This is a genomic window from Glycomyces sp. NPDC049804 (assembly GCF_040674615.1).
In the GTDB taxonomy this organism is placed as follows: domain Bacteria; phylum Actinomycetota; class Actinomycetes; order Mycobacteriales; family Micromonosporaceae; genus Glycomyces; species Glycomyces niveus.
This window is the reverse complement of record NZ_JBFAMQ010000006.1, coordinates 205,776-223,750: the sequence shown is the minus strand read 5'-3', so window position 1 is coordinate 223,750 and position 17,975 is coordinate 205,776. Positions and strand designations below refer to the sequence as shown.

At 71.5% G+C, this 17,975-nt stretch carries 17 protein-coding genes and 1 pseudogene; 6 read left to right on the top strand and 12 right to left on the bottom strand.

Annotated features, from left to right (window positions below; genetic code table 11):
* Positions 1-14: 14 nt before the first annotated feature.
* The 10 genes and pseudogenes from AB0K52_RS12135 to AB0K52_RS12090 form a co-directional block, all read right to left on the bottom strand.
* Positions 15-1,370 carry a glycoside hydrolase family 6 protein gene (locus AB0K52_RS12135; protein WP_363530104.1) on the bottom strand — a complete coding sequence of 452 codons (1,356 nt, stop codon included), beginning with the start codon at positions 1,368-1,370 and terminating at the stop codon, positions 15-17.
* 174 nt (positions 1,371-1,544) lie between these two features.
* Entirely contained in the window at positions 1,545-2,924 is a 1,380-nt protein-coding gene (locus tag AB0K52_RS12130) for a transcription antitermination factor NusB (protein WP_363530101.1), read from the bottom strand.
* A complete protein-coding gene (gene fmt, locus AB0K52_RS12125) occupies positions 2,921-3,844 on the bottom strand; it encodes a methionyl-tRNA formyltransferase (protein WP_363530098.1) in 924 nt (307 codons plus the stop codon). Before fmt ends, AB0K52_RS12130 begins: the two co-directional genes overlap by 4 nt.
* Positions 3,841-4,392: a peptide deformylase gene (gene def / locus AB0K52_RS12120; RefSeq protein WP_208496182.1), complete on the bottom strand. Its 552-nt coding sequence runs from the start codon at positions 4,390-4,392 to the stop codon at positions 3,841-3,843. The genes fmt and def overlap by 4 nt, the downstream gene beginning before the upstream one ends.
* A gap of 246 nt (positions 4,393-4,638) precedes the next feature.
* Entirely contained in the window at positions 4,639-5,367 is a 729-nt protein-coding gene (locus tag AB0K52_RS12115) for a hypothetical protein (protein ID WP_363530095.1), read from the bottom strand.
* A 2-nt stretch (positions 5,368-5,369) separates the two neighbouring features.
* Positions 5,370-6,050 carry a hypothetical protein gene (locus AB0K52_RS12110; RefSeq protein WP_363530092.1) on the bottom strand — a complete coding sequence of 227 codons (681 nt, stop codon included), beginning with the start codon at positions 6,048-6,050 and terminating at the stop codon, positions 5,370-5,372.
* Position 6,051: 1 nt separating this feature from the next.
* The gene (locus AB0K52_RS12105; protein ID WP_363530089.1) at positions 6,052-6,810 is read right to left on the bottom strand and encodes a hypothetical protein; all 759 of its coding nucleotides are present in this window, start codon (positions 6,808-6,810) and stop codon (positions 6,052-6,054) included.
* Between the two features lie 2 nt (positions 6,811-6,812).
* Positions 6,813-7,688 carry an ABC transporter ATP-binding protein gene (locus AB0K52_RS12100; protein WP_363530086.1) on the bottom strand — a complete coding sequence of 292 codons (876 nt, stop codon included), beginning with the start codon at positions 7,686-7,688 and terminating at the stop codon, positions 6,813-6,815.
* Positions 7,685-8,050: a GntR family transcriptional regulator gene (locus AB0K52_RS12095; protein ID WP_363530084.1), complete on the bottom strand. Its 366-nt coding sequence runs from the start codon at positions 8,048-8,050 to the stop codon at positions 7,685-7,687. Before AB0K52_RS12095 ends, AB0K52_RS12100 begins: the two co-directional genes overlap by 4 nt.
* Positions 8,051-8,451: 401 nt before the next feature.
* Positions 8,452-8,652 (bottom strand): annotated as a pseudogene (locus AB0K52_RS12090) (LysR family transcriptional regulator); the annotation flags it as partial.
* A gap of 100 nt (positions 8,653-8,752) precedes the next feature.
* Here AB0K52_RS12090 and kdgD point away from each other — a divergent pair.
* From kdgD to AB0K52_RS12060, 6 genes are all read left to right on the top strand, one after another.
* Positions 8,753-9,670, top strand: a complete 918-nt coding sequence (kdgD, locus tag AB0K52_RS12085; RefSeq protein WP_363530081.1) for a 5-dehydro-4-deoxyglucarate dehydratase — start codon at positions 8,753-8,755, stop codon at positions 9,668-9,670.
* On the top strand, positions 9,667-11,028 hold the full coding sequence (locus tag AB0K52_RS12080) for an enolase C-terminal domain-like protein (RefSeq protein ID WP_363530079.1): 1,362 nt from the start codon (positions 9,667-9,669) through the stop codon (positions 11,026-11,028). The genes kdgD and AB0K52_RS12080 overlap by 4 nt, the downstream gene beginning before the upstream one ends.
* Before the next feature lie 35 nt (positions 11,029-11,063).
* Positions 11,064-12,065 carry a tripartite tricarboxylate transporter substrate binding protein gene (locus AB0K52_RS12075; protein WP_363530076.1) on the top strand — a complete coding sequence of 334 codons (1,002 nt, stop codon included), beginning with the start codon at positions 11,064-11,066 and terminating at the stop codon, positions 12,063-12,065.
* Positions 12,066-12,076: 11 nt separating this feature from the next.
* Positions 12,077-12,649: a tripartite tricarboxylate transporter TctB family protein gene (locus AB0K52_RS12070; RefSeq protein ID WP_363530073.1), complete on the top strand. Its 573-nt coding sequence runs from the start codon at positions 12,077-12,079 to the stop codon at positions 12,647-12,649.
* A gap of 24 nt (positions 12,650-12,673) precedes the next feature.
* Positions 12,674-14,191, top strand: coding sequence for a tripartite tricarboxylate transporter permease (locus AB0K52_RS12065; RefSeq protein WP_363530070.1), 1,518 nt, complete (start codon positions 12,674-12,676; stop codon positions 14,189-14,191).
* 118 nt (positions 14,192-14,309) lie between these two features.
* Positions 14,310-15,593 carry an MFS transporter gene (locus tag AB0K52_RS12060; protein WP_363530067.1) on the top strand — a complete coding sequence of 428 codons (1,284 nt, stop codon included), beginning with the start codon at positions 14,310-14,312 and terminating at the stop codon, positions 15,591-15,593.
* Positions 15,594-15,694: 101 nt separating this feature from the next.
* On the opposite strand, the gene AB0K52_RS12055 is transcribed toward AB0K52_RS12060, so the two are convergent.
* Together AB0K52_RS12055 and AB0K52_RS12050 are read right to left on the bottom strand one after the other, a co-directional pair.
* Complete coding sequence (locus tag AB0K52_RS12055) at positions 15,695-16,738, bottom strand: 3-oxoacyl-[acyl-carrier-protein] synthase III C-terminal domain-containing protein (protein WP_363530064.1); 1,044 nt, start codon at positions 16,736-16,738, stop codon at positions 15,695-15,697.
* Positions 16,732-17,931 (bottom strand): acyl-CoA dehydrogenase family protein, encoded by a 1,200-nt coding sequence (locus AB0K52_RS12050; RefSeq protein WP_363530061.1) that lies wholly within the window; start codon positions 17,929-17,931, stop codon positions 16,732-16,734. The genes AB0K52_RS12055 and AB0K52_RS12050 overlap by 7 nt, the downstream gene beginning before the upstream one ends.
* Positions 17,932-17,975: the final 44 nt, after the last annotated feature.

Sequence of the window (17,975 nt, the reverse complement as noted above, 5' to 3'; positions counted from 1 at the left end):
GTCGTGGTGTCAGGTCAGCATGGGACGTCCATGTCGGCGGCCGAGCCGGAGGCGACGAAGCCGAAGAGCTCCTTCGTCTGGCCTGCCGAGACGGAGGCGTTCCAGCCGACGTCCTTGGCGGTGACGTTGGCGCCGGACGAGGTCAGCTGCGTGTTCCAGCTGCTCGTGACCGCCTGGCCGGAGGGCCAGGTCCACTTCACCGTCCAGCCGTTGACGGCTTGGGCGGTGGTCATGGAGACCTTGCCCTGCCAGCCGCCGTTCCAGGTGCTGACGACGTCGATGTGGACGGTGCAGGTGCCCGGTCCGCCCGTGGTGGGGTTGCTCGTCGGGGTCGAGGTCGGGCTGGTGACCGGGTCGGTCGGCTCGACCTGGCCGGGCCAGCCGCTGCCGGCGTTGTTGGCGAGCTGGTAGGCCAGGTCGGGGATGAACTGGCCGGCCGATCCGGCGCAGCCGTCGGCTTCACCGGGGAGCTTGATCCACAGGTAGGCGTCGATGCCGGTGACGCCGGTGGAGGTGGTCGGGAACTTGCCGATGGCGCGGCCCGGCGGGTCGCACCAGTCGTTCGGGTTGGGCGGGTTCAGCGGGCCGTTGCCGTTGCGGCTGGTGTCGATGACGGCGCCCTTGTTCGTGCCGACGATGCCGCGGATCTGCTGCGCGTACGCGGTGGCCTCGTCGGTGGTGCGGTAGTTGGAGACGTTGAGGGCGAAGCCGTCCGCGTACTGGATGCCGGCGGCCTGGAGGCGCCTGCCTGCTTCGGCGGCGGTGAGCCAGGCGGAGTTGCCGGCGTCGAGGTAGACCTTGGCGGCCGGGTCGGCGGCGTTGAGCTTCTGGGCCGCGTAGGAGAGCGAGGCGTTGATCTCGGCGCGTTCGGCGGCGCTGTGGCAGTCGAGCGCGATGATGTCGGGCTCGATGATGATGTACGCGGGCCCGTCGATCTCGTTCGCGATCTGGTCGACCCAGCGCCGGTATGACGGGTGGTCGGGCGCGCCGCCGCCGGAGTGGCCACCGCAGTCGCGGTTGGGGATGCCGTAGACGACCATGGTCGGGGCCGCGCCGGCCGCGGCCGCGCTGTCGACCACGGCGGCGACCTGCGCGGCGATGCCGCCGGTGGGGTTGTACTGGGTGAACCAGGTGCCCGCGGGGGTCTCGGCGATCCGGTCGCGGATCATCGACGCGCGCCAGTCGTTCGGGTTCTGGGCGACCCACCGGGCTGCGCCGGTGTTCGGGTTCGTCCATAGTGCCTGGGCTTGCGCGGTGACGTCCTCCTGCGCGCCCGCGGTGGGGCTGAGGAGGAAGCCGGTGCTGAGTGCGGCGGCGACCGCGGTCGCCGCTCCCGCGACGATCGCCGCGAGGCGCTGTCGTCGTTTCATCTGGTGCTCCTTGGGTCAGTCGTGCCGGTAACCCGGGGAAAGAAATATTTACCCCTATCTATAAATGGTAGCGCTTCCAAATCGGTGAGTTTCGATGCCCCACCCGAAAGAACCGGGCCTCCCGCCGCGACCGGTTCGCACCGGTACGCGACAGGAGGCCCTCGAGCTGGAGTGTTACCGGTTGCCGGTCTTGCGAAGCAGCGCAAGGAACATCGCGTCGGTACCGTGGCGGTGCGGCCACAGCTGCGCGAAGTCGCCCCGCTCCGAACCGGGGACCCGCTTGAGGAGCCAGTCGGGGCGCACGAGCTCCGCTCCCCCGGCCGCGAGCACCGACTCGACCACTTCGGAGGTCTCCGCGGTCACCGGCGAGCAGGTCACGTACGCGACGATCCCGCCCGGCCGCGCCAGGCGCAGCCCCGAGGCGAGCAGTTCGCGCTGCAGCGGCACCAGGTCGTCGATGTCGCTGCGCTGCTTGCGCCAACGGGCCTCCGGGCGGCGGCGCAGCGCGCCGAGCCCCGAGCACGGAGCGTCCACGAGCACCCGGTCGGCGGAGCCCGCCTTCCCGAAGCTGCGGCCGTCGCCGATGTGGACGGTGACGGGCAGGCCGCGCGCGGCCTTGGCGACGAGCTCGGCTCGGTGCGGCTGGATCTCCACCGCGTCCACAGTCGCTTCACGTTGGGCCGCAATAGCGCCGAGGAGACCGGTCTTGCCGCCGGGACCGGCGCACAGGTCGATCCAGGTCTTGTCGGGGCCTTCGAGCGCGGTCTCGGCGAGCTGCGCAGCGACCAGCTGGCTGCCCTCGTCCTGCACATGCGCCAGACCCGTGGCGACCGCCCTGACGCGGCCGGGATCGCCGCTGGGCAGGTACACCGCGTACGGCGACCACTGGCCGTGCTCGCCGCCGCGCGTCTCGCGCGAGAGGTCGCCCTTGGTGATCCGGCCCGGCTTGGCGCACAGGTGCACCGGGGGCGCGACGTTGTCGGCCGCCAGCGCGGGCGGCAGCTCCTCGGGGCCGACGACGGCCTCGAACTCGGCGGCGATCCACTCGGGGTGGGCGTGCCGCAGGGACAGGTCGTGGAGGCGGTCGCCGGTGGCGAGCTCGGCCGTCCACTCCTCGAGGTCCTTCGCGGCGACCTTGCGCAGCACGGCGTTCGCGAGCCCGGAGACGCGCGGCGAGACGGCGGCCTTGACGAGGCTGACCGTGGTGGCGACGGCCGCGTGCGGCGGGACGCGCATGTACAGCAGCTGGTAGGCGCCCAGGCAGAGGGCGTCGACGAGGTCCTGCTGGAGCTGGCGCACGTCGCGGCCGGAGGCGGCGGCGAGGATCGCTTCGAGGGTGCCGAGGCTGCGGAGCGTGCCGTAGGTGAGCTCGGTGGCGAGCGCGGCGTCGCGGCCGGTGTTGTCGGTCTCGGCGAGCATGCGCGGCAGGACGAGGTTGGCGTAGGCGTTGTCGGCGGTGACGGCGCTGATCGCGTCGAACGCGACGCGGCGCGGGTTCACCTTCGGGCGGTCGCGCTCCGGCTCACGGCGGCGGTTCCTTCTGTTGTCGCTCATGCGAACACCGGACTCTCGGTCTGGAGGCCGCGGCCCCATGCGGCGGCATCCATGGGCTTCTTCCCGGCGGGCTGGACCTGGCCGAGGAGGACCGGGTCGGTGGCGGTGCCGACATGGACGTGGTGCTTGGCGAGGGCGATCTGGCCGGGGGCGAGGCGCGGGCCGTCGGGGTCGGGGCGGACGGGGCCGAGGCGCAGGCGCTGGCCGTCGAATTCGGTCCAGGCGCCGGGGGCGGGGGTGACGGCGCGGATGCGGCGGTCGACGGCGAAGGCGGGGTCGCTCCAGCGGACGCGGGCGTCTTCGACGGTGATCTTGGGGGCGTAGGAGACGCCGTCCTCGGGCTGGGGTTCGCCGTAGATCGTGCCGGCTTCGAGCGCGTTGACGACGTCGACGGTGAGTCGGGCTCCGGCGACGGCGAGGCGGGCGAGGAGGTCGCCGGCGGTGTCGCCGGGTTCGACCGGTTCGGTGAGGCGGCCGTAGACGGGGCCGGTGTCGAGGCCTTCTTCGAGTTGGAAGACGCAGGCGCCGGTCATGGCGTCGCCGTTGAGCACGGCGTGCTGCACGGGGGCGGCGCCGCGCCAGGCGGGCAGGAGCGAGAAGTGGAGGTTGATCCAGCCGAGGCGCGGGATGGCGAGCGCGGCGGGCGGCACGAGCGCGCCGTAGGCGACGACGGGGACGATGTCGGCGTCGAGTTCACGCAGGCGGTCGAGGAATTCGGGCTCGCGCGGCTTGGCGGGGGTGAGCACTTCGATGCCGTGCTCGTCGGCCCAGGCGGCGACCGGCGAACGGGAGACCTTGCGGCCGCGGCCGGTGCGCGCGTCGGGGCGGGTCAGGACCGCCGCCAGTTCGTGGTCGGAGTCGTGGAGGGCCTGGAGGGTCGGCAGTGCGACCTCCGGGGTCCCGGCGAAGACGATCCTCATCGCTTGAAGAACACACCCTTGGCGTCGTGGGGGGTGACTTTGACTTTGACGTCTTCGTTGTACCAGTCCTGGGACTGGATCTCGGCCATCGCGGCCTTGCGGCGCTCGGTGTCGAGGCGGTCGATGAAGATGATGCCGTCGAGGTGGTCGGTCTCGTGCTGGAGGCAGCGGGCCATGAGGCCGGTGCCGACGATCTGGAGGGGGTCGCCGTATTCGTTGAAGCCCTTGGCGACGACGTTCTGGCGGCGGACGGTGTCGAAGTAGAGCCCGGGGAGGGAGAGGCAGCCTTCGGGGCCGTCCTGCTCCTCTTCGTCGGGGAACTCGAGCACGGGGTTGACGATGTGGCCGATGACGTCGTCGACGTCGAAGGAGAACACGCGCTTGCTGACGCCGAGCTGCGGCGCGGCGAGCCCGGCGCCGCCTTCGTCGCGCATGGTGTCGAGCAGGTCCTTCACGAGGCCCCGCAGTTCCTTGTCGAAGGTGTCGACTTCCTCGGCCGCGGTGCGCAGGACCGGGTCGCCGAAGATGCGGATGGGCTGGATCGACAATGTGCTGACCTTCCGATGCGTGTACTGGCCGTCCACCAGTGTCCCACCCTCCGAGGGCTCTCCGTGAGGGGTCGGCGGCGGGTGTGGTGCGGGCCGGGGGCGCCGGCGCTCGCCGGGGCCGGCGGCGGGGCGGATCGCGGCGGCGCGGTCGGCGGCGAGCATGAGCGTGGCGACGAGGGCGGCGGTGGCGCACATGAGCAGGACGACCACGGGGAAGGGCACCGCGGCGTTGAGGAGTCCCATGGTTCAGTTCGTCTTCGGCCGCATCGGGGCGCGGGCGAGGAGCGCCCAGGCGATGAGGGTGAACACGGCCGCGAGGACGGCGTCGAGGTAGGGGATGACGGCTGAGAGGTCGACGTTCGGGTATTCGAAGACGGTGTCGTCGGTGCTGCTGTTCTCCATGCCGGTGAGGTTCAGCAGGGCGAAGTAGGCGACCGTCCGGTAGGCGACGCCGGCGATGACGACCGCGGCGAGCGGGGCGCTGATCCAGGTGCGGTCGAAGCGGAGCTTGGCGGCGGCCGCGGCGGAGCCGCAGGCGAAGTAGAGGGCGGGCCGGACGACCGACTCGAGCGGGGTCTGACCGTAGAAGCCCATGTGGTGCTCGACCCCGCGGAAGGTGTCGACGAGGTCGAGGACGGCGAGGCCGAGCTGGGTGAGCACGGCCGTGGCGAGGACGGTCGCCAGGCCGAACAGGGCGTAGGCGGCCAGGAACTCCTTGCGGGTCAGTCCGGCGGCGATCGCCAGCGGGTAGGACTTGGCGAGGTGTGCCCAGGCGATGACGACGCTGATGAGGGGGACCGAGATGATCACCCAGTTGGCGAACTCCTGGTAGTCGCCGGTGGCCTCGCGCCAGATCGCGGAGGCGGCGAGGAGGACGCCGAAGGCGATGGCGGTGTAGAGGCCGAAGGTGCGGGCCGTGTCGGTGGCGAGTCGGGCGGCGAGTCGGTACTTGCGTTGGGTGAGAACGGCGTTCATGGTCAGGCCTTTGCTCGGATCGGAAGCGTGCGCAGGGTCGAGGCGTATGCCGCGAGCAGGGCGGCGATGAGCGCGAGGGCGGTCGCGGTCCAGGCGGCGGGAGGGAGCGCGCGCTCGAACCAGACGACGCCGAACTCCAGGGAGAGGACGACGGTGTACAGCAGTGCGGCGCCGACGAGAGCGGCGGCGGTGAACCAGGCCGCGCCGCTGAAGCGCGCCGCCAAGACCCCGATGAGGGCGCCGCTGAAGAAGTAGATGGGCGTGACGGCGAGGTAGCGGGCGCCGGAGGCGAGGGCGTCGCCCCAGGTGCCGGGGGCCTGGTCGATGAGGGCGAGGATGGCGTGCTCGGCGGCGAACCCGGCGGTGACGAAGGCGGCGAGGGCGACGGAGGCCAGGATGCCGAAGACGGCGAAGCCGACCGTGATCTCGCGGCGGGTCCAGCCCTGGGAGATCCACACCGGCAGCCGCGCGTAGAGCAGGCCGCTGGCGGCGACCGCTGCGAACCACTGGAGCACTGAGGCGGCGACCGGCCACATGCCGGTCTCGATTGCCGTGGCGAAGACGGCCGAGGCGATGAGGGTGAGCGCGGCGCCGGCGAGCAGCCACAGGCGGGCCCAGAGGACGGTGCCTTTGAAAAGGCGCCAGCCGAGGCGGTAGCGGCGTTTGGCGAGTGCGGTGGTCATGTCAGGCCTTCTTGCTGCGCAGCGGGATGTCGAGGAGGATCTGGCGGGTGGCGACGGCGAGGCCGACGGCGACGATCACGACCGCGGTGAGGACGACTCCGCGGCCCCAGTCCTCCATGAACCGGCCGAGGACGCCCGCCCAGGCCGGGCCGAACGGCTCGGTGTCGTAGACGGCGTTGTCGAGGCTGAAGACGACCGGGAGGATCGGGACGAGGAGCAGCCAGCCGCTGTTCTCCCAGCGGTAGGCGGCGGCGCCGATGGCGGCCCCGGCCGCGAAGTACGCCAGGTACATGAGCGGGTAGACCGCGGCGAAGGCGGCGGTCTCGCCCCAGGTGCCGATGGCGCTGATCGAGCCTTCGGCGTCGATGCCCTGGCCCCAGCCCATCGCGTCGTAGTAGGCGCGTTCGGCGAGGATCCCGGCGAAGACGAGCGCGCCGAGCGCGGCCGACCACAGGATTCCGAAGACGCCCATGGCGACGCTGAGCTCGCGGCGGGTCATGCCCGCGGCGATCATGTTGGGCACCAGGGTGAACAGGAAGCCGCCTGCGACGAACGAGGTGAACCACTTGGCGATGTTCGCCGTGTAGTACCAGGTCGAGAGGTCGATGTCGCGGTACAGGGAGAGCGCGAGCGGCCCGAGGAAGGCGATGACGACGGCCGCGAGGATCCAGTACTTGAAGTACTTGACGGCCTCGACGGCGAAGCCGGCGCCGAGCGCGAAGCGGCGGTTGGGAAGCGTCAGGTGCTGGAGGGCGGGCATGGTCAGGCTCCCTTGCGGGTGGGCTCGGTGAGGTGGATGAAGAGGTCCTGGAGGCCGACGGGGCCGATCTCGAGCCCGGCCGCGGCGGCGCGCTCGCGCATCCCCGGGTCGAGGGCGGCGACGGTGGCGGCCTTGGTGCCGCCGAGCTGCTGCTCGGCGAGGACTTCGAGGCCCGCGGCGACGGCGTCGACCGCAGCGGCCGGGCCGGTGAGGGTGGCGCCCATGCCCTGGAAGACCTCGAGTTCCTCGTGGCGGAGGATGCGCCCCCGGTCGACGATGATGACCTCTTCGAGGTAGTTGGCGACCTCGTCGATGAGGTGGGTGGAGAGGATGACGGTGTGGGGCCGGTCCATGTACTCGGCGAGGAGCTCTTTGTAGAACGCGTCCCGGGTGGGGGCGTCCATGCCGAGGTGGACCTCGTCGAACATGGTGAGCTCAGCGCGGGCGGCGAGGCCGCACACGGCGGCGAGGGCGGAGCGCTTGCCGCGGGAGAGCTCGCGGACCTTCTTCTTGAGCGGCAGCTCGAACCGCTCGGCGAGCTTGAGGGCGTACTCGGTGTCGAAGCCGGGTCGGATCTGGCCGGTGTCGATGGCGGCCTTGACGGTGTCGGAGTCGTCGAAGTCGCCGCCTTCGCGGATGAGGGCGACGCGGGAGACGATCCCGGCGTTCTCCCACACCGGTTCGCCGTCGATGAGGATCTCGCCGCTGGTGGGCTTGCGGAAGGCGGCCAGGAGGCTGAGCAGGCTGGTCTTGCCGGCGCCGTTGCGGCCGAGGAGGCCGTAGATCTTGCCGGCCTCGAGTTCGAGGTTGACGTCCGCGAGCGCGTCGGTGTCCTTGTATTTCAATGTGACGTCGCGGAGGGATGCGGTGAAGCTCATTTGCGGGCGCCTTCCTGTGCTTCGAGGTAGTCGATGATGTCGGTGATCGCGATGCCGGCCTGGCGGGCCTCTTGGACGAGCGGGGCGAGGACTCGTTCGAAGAACCGCTCGCGGAAGTCGGCGGCGAGCCGTTCGCGGGCGTCTTCGGCGACGAACATGCCGACGCCGCGCTGCTTGTAGAGGACGCCTTCGTCAACGAGCTCCCGGAACGCCTTCTGCGCGGTGGCGGGGTTGATCTTGTAGAAGGCGGCGTACTGGTTGGTCGACATGACCTTGCCTCCCGGTTCGAGCGAGCCGTTCATGATCTCGGCCTTGATCTGATCGGCGATCTGCCGATAGATCGGTGTGCCGTCATCGAACATCTCGCCTCCTTCGTCTAGTGGGAAAGGTTGGTTGGTTCAGAGGTTCATTACTTGACTAATGAACCATAGCACGGGCGGGCCGACGCGTGTCAACCAAAGAGGGCGCGCACGAACCGGACCCGACCTGTCCGGTCGGGGCGCAGCGGTGAAAAGTGTTGCGGCGCTGGGGTTTTGCGCGCGGTTGAGAGTTAGGGCATACGCGGGTCGGCGGGCAGCGCCGCGAGCCGCGCGCGCAAGGTCCGGGCCTCTCGGTCGCGCCCGGACGCGACGGCGCGGGCGTAGTCTGCGAAGCCGCGGGTCCAGGTGCGGCCGTAGCGGGACCGCGGCGTTCACCGCGTGAGGGGGCGTCCGGCCCCGCGCGGATGGGGCCGGACGCCGCCGTTCAGACGAGGCCGCCTTCGTGCGGGGGTCGGTTCGGCGCCGCGCTGGGTGCGCAGGAACAGGTCGAAGCCGACGGCGCGCTCGAGGCGCTGGATCTGGCGGCTCAGGGGCGGCTGTGTCATGCGCAGTCGCGTTGCGGCCCTGCCGAAATGGCCTTCTTCGGCGACGGCCACGAAGCCGCGCAGCTGGTCGAGGGTGTATCCCACATCGCCTGTGGCCATGCCCTGAAGGTATCAGCTGATGTCGAATGAGTGTTAGACAGGTATGAGCCGTGGGGGTTACGGTACGCACCGGAATTCACTGAACAGGAGACTGCCGCATATGTCGCGATACACCCCCGCAGCAATCCAGCGCGCGCTGGGCGAGGGGCTGCTGTCCTTCCCCGTCACCCACTTCAAGGACGACCTGTCGTTCGACGAGGCCGGGTACCGGGACCACTTGGGGCACTTGGCGTCCTTCCCGGCGGCGGGCCTGTTCGCGGCGGGCGGCACGGGCGAGTTCTTCTCGCTGGCACCGGACGAGGTCGGCCGCGTCGTGCGCGTCGCCGTCGAGGAGTCGGCCGGCGCCGTCCCGATCATCGCCCCGGCCGGGCAGGGCACGGCCCAGGCGGTCGCGTTCGCGAAGGACGCCGAGGCCGCCGGGGCCGACGCGGTGCTCCTGTTCCCGCCGTACCTCACCGAGGCCGGCCAGGACGGCCTCGTGGCGCATGTGAAAGCCGTGTGCGAGGCGACCTCACTGGGCGTCATCGTCTACCACCGGGCCAACGCCGAGTACAGCGTCGGCGCCGTCGAACGCCTCGCGGACGAGTGCCCGAACTTCGTGGGCTTCAAGGACGGCGTGGGCGACATCGAGTTCATGACCCGCCTGTACGCCACCCTCGGCGAGCGGCTGCTCTACATCGGCGGCCTCCCCACCGCCGAGACCTTCGCCCTCCCCTACCTGCAGTTGGGCGTCACGACCTACTCCTCGGCGATCTTCAACTTCGTCCCCGAGTTCGCGCTCGCGTTCTACGACGCCGTGCGCGCCGGGGACCGCGCCGAGGTGTACCGCCGCCTGCGCGAGTTCGTGCTGCCGTACCTCGACATCCGCAACGCCGGCAAAGGCTACGCGGTGTCGATCGTCAAGGCGGGCATGACGGCCGTGGGCCGCGCCGCCGGGCCCGTGCGCCCGCCGCTGACCGACCTCCGCGACGACGAGCTCGCCGCGCTCAAGGCCCTGATCGAGAAGTCCGCGTCATGACCGGACTCGAACCGGCCGCTGCCGCAGCGGAACAGGCGACCACCCCCACCGTGACCGCGATGCGGGTCGTGCCCGTGGCCGGGCGGGACTCCATGCTGCTCAACCTCTCCGGCGCGCACGCGCCGTACTTCACGCGGAACCTCGTGATCCTCACCGACGAAGCCGGGAACACCGGCGTGGGCGAGGTGCCCGGCGGCGAGGCCATCGCCCAGACCCTCCGGGACGCCGCCGATCTCGTACTGGGGTCGTCGATCGGCGCGTACCGGGCGGTCCTCGAGGCGGTGCGACACCGCTTCGCGGACCGGGACGCGGCCGGGCGTGGACGCCAGACCTTCGATCAAAGGGTCACCGTCCACGTCCGGACCGCCCTCGAAGCGGCCCTGCTCGACCTCCTCGGCAAGCACCTCGGCGTGCCCGTGGCCGAACTCCTCGGCGACGGCCGCCAGCGCACCAGCGTGCCGGTCCTGGGCTACCTGTTCTACATCGGCGACCGGGGCCGCACCGACCTCGACTACCGCGACGGATCCACTGAGGACGACGCGTGGCTGCGGCTGCGCGACGAGGAGGCGCTGACGCCCGAAGCGGTGGTGGCCCTGGCGGAGGCGGCCGAGGCGCGGTACGGGTTCCGGGACTTCAAACTCAAGGGCGGCGTGCTGCCCGCCGCGGAGGAGGCCAAGGCCGTCACCGCGCTGGCCGAGCGGTTCCCCGACGCCCGGATCACCTTGGACCCCAACGGGGCCTGGTCGCTGCGGGAGGCCGTCGAAGTGTGCCGGGGCCTGGACGGGGTGCTGGCGTACGCCGAGGACCCGTGCGGGGCCGAGAACGGCTACTCCGGGCGCGAGGTCTTGGCGGAGTTCAAGCGCGCCACCGGGATGCGCACCGCCACGAACATGATCGCCTGCGACTGGCGGGAGTTCGCGCACGCGGTGCGCTCCGACGCCGTCGACATCCCTTTGGCCGACCCGCACTTCTGGACCATGGCCGGGTCGGTGCGCGTCGCGCAGGCCTGCGAGGCCTTCGGCCTCACCTGGGGCTCCCACTCCAACAACCACTTCGACGTGTCCCTGGCGATGTTCACCCACGTCGCCGCCGCCGCGCCCGGCGAGATCACGGCCATCGACACGCACTGGATCTGGCAGGACGGCCAGCGCCTCACGGTCGCCCCGCCCCGCATCGAGAACGGGCGGATCGAAGTGCCCGCCGCGCCCGGTCTCGGCGTGGAAATCGATATGGCGCAAGTAGACGCAGCGCATGAGCTGTATTCGCGATATGGCCTGGGCGCGCGCGATGACGCGACCGCTATGCAATACCTTGTCCCCGGATGGAACTTCAACCCGAAACGCCCTTCACTGGGCTGAATTCGTGGCTATTCGATCACTTAGAGGAGCAGACAATGCAACACCCCCTCCCCCGACGCGGACTGCTCGCCGGTCTCGCCGCGGTGCCCTCGCTCGCCGCCCTCGCGGCGTGCCAGGTGCAGGGCGGCGCCGATGAGGCCAGCGCGTCCTTCCCGACCCGCGCGGTCGACTTCTGGGTCCCCTTCGACGCCGGCGGGTCCGGCGACCTCATCTCCCGCGCCGTCGCCAAGGCCGCCGAAGAGCCCCTGGGCCAGTCGCTCCCGGTGACCAACAAGCCCGGCGCCAACGGCGCCGTCGGACTCAAGGAACTGTTGGCGGGCAAGGCGGACGGCTACACGATATCCCTGGCCGTCAAGTCGCTCTTCGCCATCGGCCCGCTCGTGGTCGACGACCCCGACGCGGTCACCATCGACCAGCTGCGCATCATCACCACGCTGACGAACGAGGGCTACGTGCTCGTCGTGCACGGCGACTCGCCCTATCAGACCCTTGACGACCTGCTCGCGGCCGACAAGGTCAACTACGGCACCACGGGCGTGGGCACCGGCTCGCAGCTCTCGGCCGGCCTGCTGTTCGGCCTCGCCGGCGTCGAGGCCACCGACGTCCCGTTCGACGGCGGCGGCCCCACCGTCACCGCCCTGCTCGGCCAGGACATCGACGCGGCGTCGCTCTCGCTCGCGGAGACCATGCCGCACATCGAGGCCGGCGACATGCGGCCGCTGTGCGTGTTCTCCGAGGAGCGCAGCGTCTACCTCAACGACGTGCCGACCGCACTCGAGGTGGGTCACAACATCCTCGTCGACCAGCGCCGGTTCATCGTCGTCCCCGCCGACACCCCCGACGACGTCGTCGGCGTGCTGACCCTCGCGTTCGAGGAGGCCCGCGAAGGCGGCGAGTACGGCCAGTTCCTCCAGGACAACTACATGGAGCGCTGGGAGGTCGACGGCATGGAGGCGGAGATCCACCTCGCCGAGGCCACCGAGCAGTTCAAGGCGCAGCTCGACGAGTCCGGGGTCGCGCTCGGCACCGCGGAATGAGCGAGGCGGTCATGGCGAAGGTCAAGAAAGCCGAGGGCGAGACGGCCGAAGCCGCAGCGGTGGAGGCCGAAGCGGCCGACGACACCGCCGCCGGACCGGAGACGGTCCAGGACACCGAGGTCGATGAAGGCCCGCGTGCGGGCGGACGCGTCCAGTCGGTCGTCGCGGGCGTGATCCCCGTGGCGCTCGGCGCCGTCGCGGCCTGGCTGAGCTTCGGGCTCGACATCGGCAGCCTCACCGAGCCGGGGCCGGGGCTCTGGCCGCTGATCGTGGCCGGGCTCCTCGTCGCCTCCGGCATCGGGATCATCGCCGTGACCGCCAAGACCCGCCGGGACACCGAGGCGTTCACGCGCGGCACGGTCGCGGTGCTCGCCGCCGCGGGCGGCCTGGCGGTGTACGCCTCCCTGTACGAGGTCGTGGGATTCGAGGTTCCGACGGTGCTCCTGCTGTTCGCGTGGCTGCGGTTCCTGAGCCGCGAGTCGTGGCTCATGAGCACGGTGCTCGCGGTCGCCGTCACCGCGGCCGCCTATGTCCTGTTCATCATCGGGCTCAACGTGCCGCTGCCGCACATCATCGCCTTCTAGTCCGTCCCCACTGGAGTACCGAACGTGGACTTCTCTCCCGTGCTCACCGGGTTCACGGTGGCGTTCGAGTGGCAGAACATCCTGTTCTGCCTGCTCGGCGTCACCGTGGGGATGCTGATCGGCGTGCTGCCGGGCCTCGGCCCGGCCGCGACGATCGCGATCCTGCTGCCCATCACCTACAACCTGGAACCGACGGCGGCCGTGATCATGCTCGCCGGGATCTTCTACGGCGCGCAGTACGGCGGCACCATCACCTCCGTGCTGCTGCGCCTCCCCGGCGAGGCCTCCACAGTGGTCACGGCCTTGGACGGCCACGCGCTCGCCCGGCGCGGCGAGGCCGGCCCCGCCCTGGGGATCGCCGCGATCGCCTCCTTCATCGGCGGGACCGCGTCGATCATCCTGCTGACGTTCATCGCCCCGGCCCTCGCCGGCGTCGCGCTGGCGTTCGGCCCGGCCGAGTACACGGTCCTGGCGCTGATCGGGATCTTCCTGGTCGGCACGCTCGGGAACGGGTCGATCATCAAGAGCGCCGCCGCGGCGGCCGCGGGCCTGCTGCTCGCGATCGTGGGGCTCGACCCGATCCTGGGCACGCCGCGGTTCACGTTCGGCACCGACCAGCTCGCCGACGGCATCGACTTCACCATCGTCGCCATGGGGCTCTTCGGTGTCGGCGAGATCCTCTACAACCTCGAGCACCGGAACCGGCCGGACAAGCCGGTGCCTTCCTTCGGGCGGGCGATCCCCGGCCGCCTGCACTGGCTCCAGTCGCGGCTGGCGATCCTGCGCGGCTCGGTGACGGGCTTCGTGCTCGGCATCCTGCCCGGCGGCGGCGCGACCATGGCCTCGCTCGTGGCGTACGCGGTCGAGAAGCGCACCGCGAAGGACCCGTCCCGGTTCGGCAAGGGCGCCGTCGAAGGCGTCGCCGGGCCGGAGTCGGCGAACAACGCGGCGGCGACCTCGTCGTTCATTCCGCTGCTGACACTGGGCATCCCGGCGAACGCGACCATGGCGGTGCTGTTCGGCGCGCTCATGCTGCAGGGCATCACGCCGGGGCCGGGGCTCATGACCGACCATCCGGACGTGTTCTGGGGCGTCGTGAATTCGATGTACCTGGGCAACATCCTGCTGCTGGTGCTGAGCATCCCGCTCATCGGGCTGTTCGTGCGGATGCTGAAGGTGCGCCCGGGCATCCTCGCGCCGATCACCGTGGTGATCACGATGATCGGCACCTACTCGATCCGCAACAACGCCTTCGACATGCTGCTCGTGATCGGCCTGGGCCTGCTCGGGTACGGCATGCGCAAGCTCGGGTTCGAGCCGGGGCCGTTCGTGCTCGCGTTCGTGCTCGGCTCGCTCCTTGAGGCCTCGTTCCGCCGCTCGATGCGGATCTTCGGCGGCGACGTGACCGAGTTCGTGCAGCAGCCCGTCTCCGCGACGCTCGTGGCGATCCTGGTGGTGACCGTGATCGTCGTGCCGCTGCTGCGGCGGGTCCGCACCCGCCAGACAACGGGCGCTGAGGAAGCGGGCGTCAGGGCCGATTGACGGACCTGCCTCTTGAGGGAGCACCGGGGGTCGAAGGCGAGCGCGCCTTCGGCCCCCGGCGTCCGTCCCGGGTAAATCGATTGACGCCGATCGGCGAGTGCCCGCATCGTTAGCGCCTATGCCCCTCTTGGACCGCTCGCGCGTGAACCCGTACCGGCTGTACCTCGCGATGCGGGTGGGCCTGTCCTTCCTTGTCGCCACGGGGTTCACTACCTCGGTCGTGTACCGGGTGGAGGCGGGCGGGATGAACCCGTTCGAGCTGCTGATGATCGGCACGGTCCTCGAGGTCGCCTACCTCGTGCTCCAGCTCCCGACCGGGTTCCTCGCGGACCTGGTGAGCCGCCGCGCGTGCGTGGTGGCCGGTTACGGGGTCTACGCGGGCGGCCTGGTCTGGCAGGGGCTCTCGGCCGAGTTCTGGGTGCACCTGGCGGCGCAGGTGCTGCTCGCGCTCGGCGCGGCGCTCATGAGCGGCGCGCAGGAGTCCTGGGTCGCCGACGAGACGCAGGAATCCGAGATGACCCCGGTCTACTTGCGGGCCACGCAGTTCGGCTTCATCGGCGGTATCACCGGCAGCCTTCTCAGCGGCGCGCTCGGCAGCGTCGCGCTCGGCCTCCCGATGCTCGTCAGCGGCGCGCTCATGGCGCTCGGCACCGCCGCGCTCGCGTTCGTCATGCCCGAGCGGCATTTCGAGCGCCCGGCGGGCGACGGCAAGGCCCGCACGGTACTCCGGCAGGCCCGCGCCGAAGCGGCCGCACAGGTCCGGGCCTCGCGGCGCGCGGCCCGGGTCGTGCCCGGCTTGGCGCTGCTGCTGGGGATGACCTTCGCGTTCGGACTGTGGAGCGAGAGCTACGACCGGCTCTCGGGCGCGTTCCTCTTGGAGGACATCGGGTTCCCGACGCTGTTCGACCTCGAACCGGCGATGTGGTTCAGCCTCATCGCGGTCGTGATCTCGCTGGGCGGCATCGGCGTCACCGAATGGGCCGCCCGGCGCACCGCGCGGCTCGGATCCGGCGCGATCATCGGGATGCTCGTGCTGTTCACCGCCGTGGCGCTCGCGGGCGTCGTCGGGTTCAGCCTCGCCCGGGACTTCTGGGTCGCGATCGTGTTCATGCTCCTCGTCTCGGTCGCCCGGCCGCTGTACGAGCCGCTCGTCAACGGCTGGCTGGTCGTCCGGGTCGAACCGAAGGTGCGCGCCACCGCGCTCTCGGCGAGGGACATGTTCGACAGCGGCGGCCAGATCATCGGCGGCCCCGTGATCGGCGCGATCGGCACCGCGTTCACCCTGCGGGCCGCGCTCCTGGCGGGGGGAGCCGTGCTCGTGCCCGCCGTGCTGTGCCTGATCGGCATGGGCCGCAGAGCGAAGGAACCCGAGCCCGAACCGGAGGCAGCGCCAGTGGCCTGAGACTCAGCCGCGTAGCGGTGCAAGCGCGGCGGCCGACGCGCGCGGGCGGGTCCGCCGGGCCGATGCCGAGCGCGTGCGGGACTCGACGCGGCGGGCGCGTGTCAGTCGTCCGGTTCGAGGAGGGCCGCGTAGAGGGTGAGGCCGGGGCCGAAGGCGAGGGCCACGACCGGGCCCGCCGGCGGCCCGGCGGCCAGGATCTCCTGCAGGACGAGGACCACGGTCGCCGAGGAGCAGTTGCCGTGCTCGGCGAGGACCCTGCGGGACGCCGCCAGGGCGTCGGGGCCGAGTTCGAGGCCTTCCTCGACGGCGTCGAGGATGCGCGGGCCGCCGGGGTGGACGGCCCAGGCGGCCACGTCGCCCGGGTCCCGGCCGTGGCGGGTGAGGAGGTCGTTGACGAGCGGGCCGACCTGTTCGGCGAGCGCGTCGGGGACCTCGGCGGAGAGGCCCATGCGGAAGCCGAGGTCGGTGATGTCCCAGGTCATCTGGTTGCGGCGGGCCGTGTCGGTGCGCGAGTCGACGTCCACGACCCGCAGGCCCGCAGCAGCCTCGGGCCGTAGGACGAGCGCGGCGGCGGCGTCGGCGAAGAGCGCGTGGGAGACCATCTGCTCGGGGTCGATCGAGGCGGGCTGCAGGTGCAGCGAGGTGAGTTCGAGGCAGAGCAGGACGGCGGGCCGGTCGTGGGCGGCGACGTAGTCGGCGATGGTGCCGAGGGCCGGGAGCGCGGCGTGGCAGCCGGTGTGCCCGATGAGGAGCCTGCGGGCGTCGGCGGGGAGCGGGAGCGTGCGCGCGAGCTCGATGTCGAGGCCGGGCGTGCGGTAGCCGGTGCAGGTGGCGACGGCGAGGAGTCCGATCTCGTCGGGGTCGGTCCGCGCGGCGACGAGCGCTTCGCGGACGGCGGTGAGCCCGAGCGGCGGCGCGACCTCGCCATAGCGGCGCATGCGTTCGGCGGTGGACCAGTCGGCGACGGCCTTGAACTCGGCCGGGTCGGTCGCGGAGTGGCGGGTGCGCACGTGGGAGGCGGTGAAGATGCGCTCGGCGACACGGCTGCGGGAGAAGTGCCAGCGGAAGACGTCCTCCCACAGCTGCTCCTGGTCGTACAGCGGCGGCAGGGCCGCGCCGACCCCGGCGATGCGGGCGGTCACCATCGGGGCACCTGGGCGTCGTGGTCGGGGTCCTCGCCGAGGGCGGCGACGCCGAGCCAGTCGGCGCACACGTCCGATGTGGCCGGTTGGAGGGCGCCGCAGCGGGCGTCGCGGTAGAGCCGTTCGAGGGGGTGGCCGCGGCGGGAGGCGGAGGCCCCGGCGACTTCGAGCAGTGAAGAGGCGACCTGGACGGCGGTGTCGCCGGCGGTGAGCTTGGCCCGCCATACCCAGCGGTTGGTCTCGGGATCGCCGGGGGCGGCGTCGATCCGCGCGGCGGCCTCGGCGACGACGAGTTCGGCGGCGGCCACGGCGTTGTCGGCGCGGCCGAGGCGGGCGCGGGCGGCGGGGAGGCGGCCGAGGCCGCGGGCGCGCAGGTGCTCGGCGGCGGCGTCGACGGCGGCGCGGGCGACGCCCGCGTAGACGGCGGAGTAGGAGGCGACGAGCCACTGCGGCATGGCCTCGGCGATCATCAGGGTCAGGCCCTCGACGCCGCCGAGGAGGGCGTCGGCGCTCACTTCGACGTCGAAGTGGACGTCCTGGCTGCCGGTGGCGCGCATGCCGAGCGAGTCCCAGGTCTCCTCGACCCGGATGCCTTCGCCTGCGGGGACGAGGAAGTAGGAGACCTGCGGCTCCTCGGCGCCGGCCTCGCGGGCGGTGACGAGGTAGGCGTCGACGTGCCCGGCGCCGGAGACGAACGCCTTGCTGCCGGTGATCCGGTAGCCGGCGTCGGTGCGGTGGTATGCGGTCGAGGTCTGCGAGAGGCGCGAGCCGCTGCCGCGCTCGCTCATCGCGACGCCGTAGAGCGCGCCGCCCGCGGCGGCCGCGAGGGCCTTGTCGCGGGCTTCGAAGGAACTCTTGGGGGCGCCGAGGAGGCGCACGAGGTCGTCGGGGGTCTGCGCGAGCGCGCCGGTGACCGAGGCGTGCATGTTGAAGATGAGGGCCGTGGAGCCCGCGCCGCTCGCCAGGGCGGAGGCGACGCGGCTGTATTCGGCGAAGGACGCGCCGAAGCCGCCGAGCCGCTCGGGGACCATCAGCCCGAACAGACCCGCCTCGCGCAGGTCGGCGAAGTCGGCCTTCGGGAAGCGGCCCTCCCGGTCGTGGTCGGCGGCGCGTTCGGCGAAGTTCGGCGCGATATCGCGGGCCAGCGCGAGCGCGCGAGCGCCCGGTCCTGCTTGGGGCTGCTCGGCTCGTGTCATGACCTCAGTGTCCTCGTATCGCCGTTATGGGGCAACCCCCAGTA

Bases quoted from the DNA above. Each gene is read 5' to 3' on its own strand.
- AB0K52_RS12135 (WP_363530104.1), bottom strand. From the start codon at position 1,370: ATGAAACGACGACAGCGCCTCGCGGCGATCGTCGCGGGAGCGGCGACC.
- AB0K52_RS12130 (WP_363530101.1), bottom strand. From the start codon at position 2,924: ATGAGCGACAACAGAAGGAACCGCCGCCGTGAGCCGGAGCGCGACCGC.
- fmt (WP_363530098.1), bottom strand. From the start codon at position 3,844: ATGAGGATCGTCTTCGCCGGGACCCCGGAGGTCGCACTGCCGACCCTC.
- AB0K52_RS12115 (WP_363530095.1), bottom strand. From the start codon at position 5,367: ATGAACGCCGTTCTCACCCAACGCAAGTACCGACTCGCCGCCCGACTC.
- AB0K52_RS12110 (WP_363530092.1), bottom strand. From the start codon at position 6,050: ATGACCACCGCACTCGCCAAACGCCGCTACCGCCTCGGCTGGCGCCTT.
- AB0K52_RS12105 (WP_363530089.1), bottom strand. From the start codon at position 6,810: ATGCCCGCCCTCCAGCACCTGACGCTTCCCAACCGCCGCTTCGCGCTC.
- AB0K52_RS12100 (WP_363530086.1), bottom strand. From the start codon at position 7,688: ATGAGCTTCACCGCATCCCTCCGCGACGTCACATTGAAATACAAGGAC.
- AB0K52_RS12095 (WP_363530084.1), bottom strand. From the start codon at position 8,050: ATGTTCGATGACGGCACACCGATCTATCGGCAGATCGCCGATCAGATC.
- kdgD (WP_363530081.1), top strand. From the start codon at position 8,753: ATGTCGCGATACACCCCCGCAGCAATCCAGCGCGCGCTGGGCGAGGGG.
- AB0K52_RS12080 (WP_363530079.1), top strand. From the start codon at position 9,667: ATGACCGGACTCGAACCGGCCGCTGCCGCAGCGGAACAGGCGACCACC.
- AB0K52_RS12075 (WP_363530076.1), top strand. From the start codon at position 11,064: ATGCAACACCCCCTCCCCCGACGCGGACTGCTCGCCGGTCTCGCCGCG.
- AB0K52_RS12070 (WP_363530073.1), top strand. From the start codon at position 12,077: ATGGCGAAGGTCAAGAAAGCCGAGGGCGAGACGGCCGAAGCCGCAGCG.
- AB0K52_RS12060 (WP_363530067.1), top strand. From the start codon at position 14,310: ATGCCCCTCTTGGACCGCTCGCGCGTGAACCCGTACCGGCTGTACCTC.
- AB0K52_RS12055 (WP_363530064.1), bottom strand. From the start codon at position 16,738: ATGGTGACCGCCCGCATCGCCGGGGTCGGCGCGGCCCTGCCGCCGCTG.
- AB0K52_RS12050 (WP_363530061.1), bottom strand. From the start codon at position 17,931: ATGACACGAGCCGAGCAGCCCCAAGCAGGACCGGGCGCTCGCGCGCTC.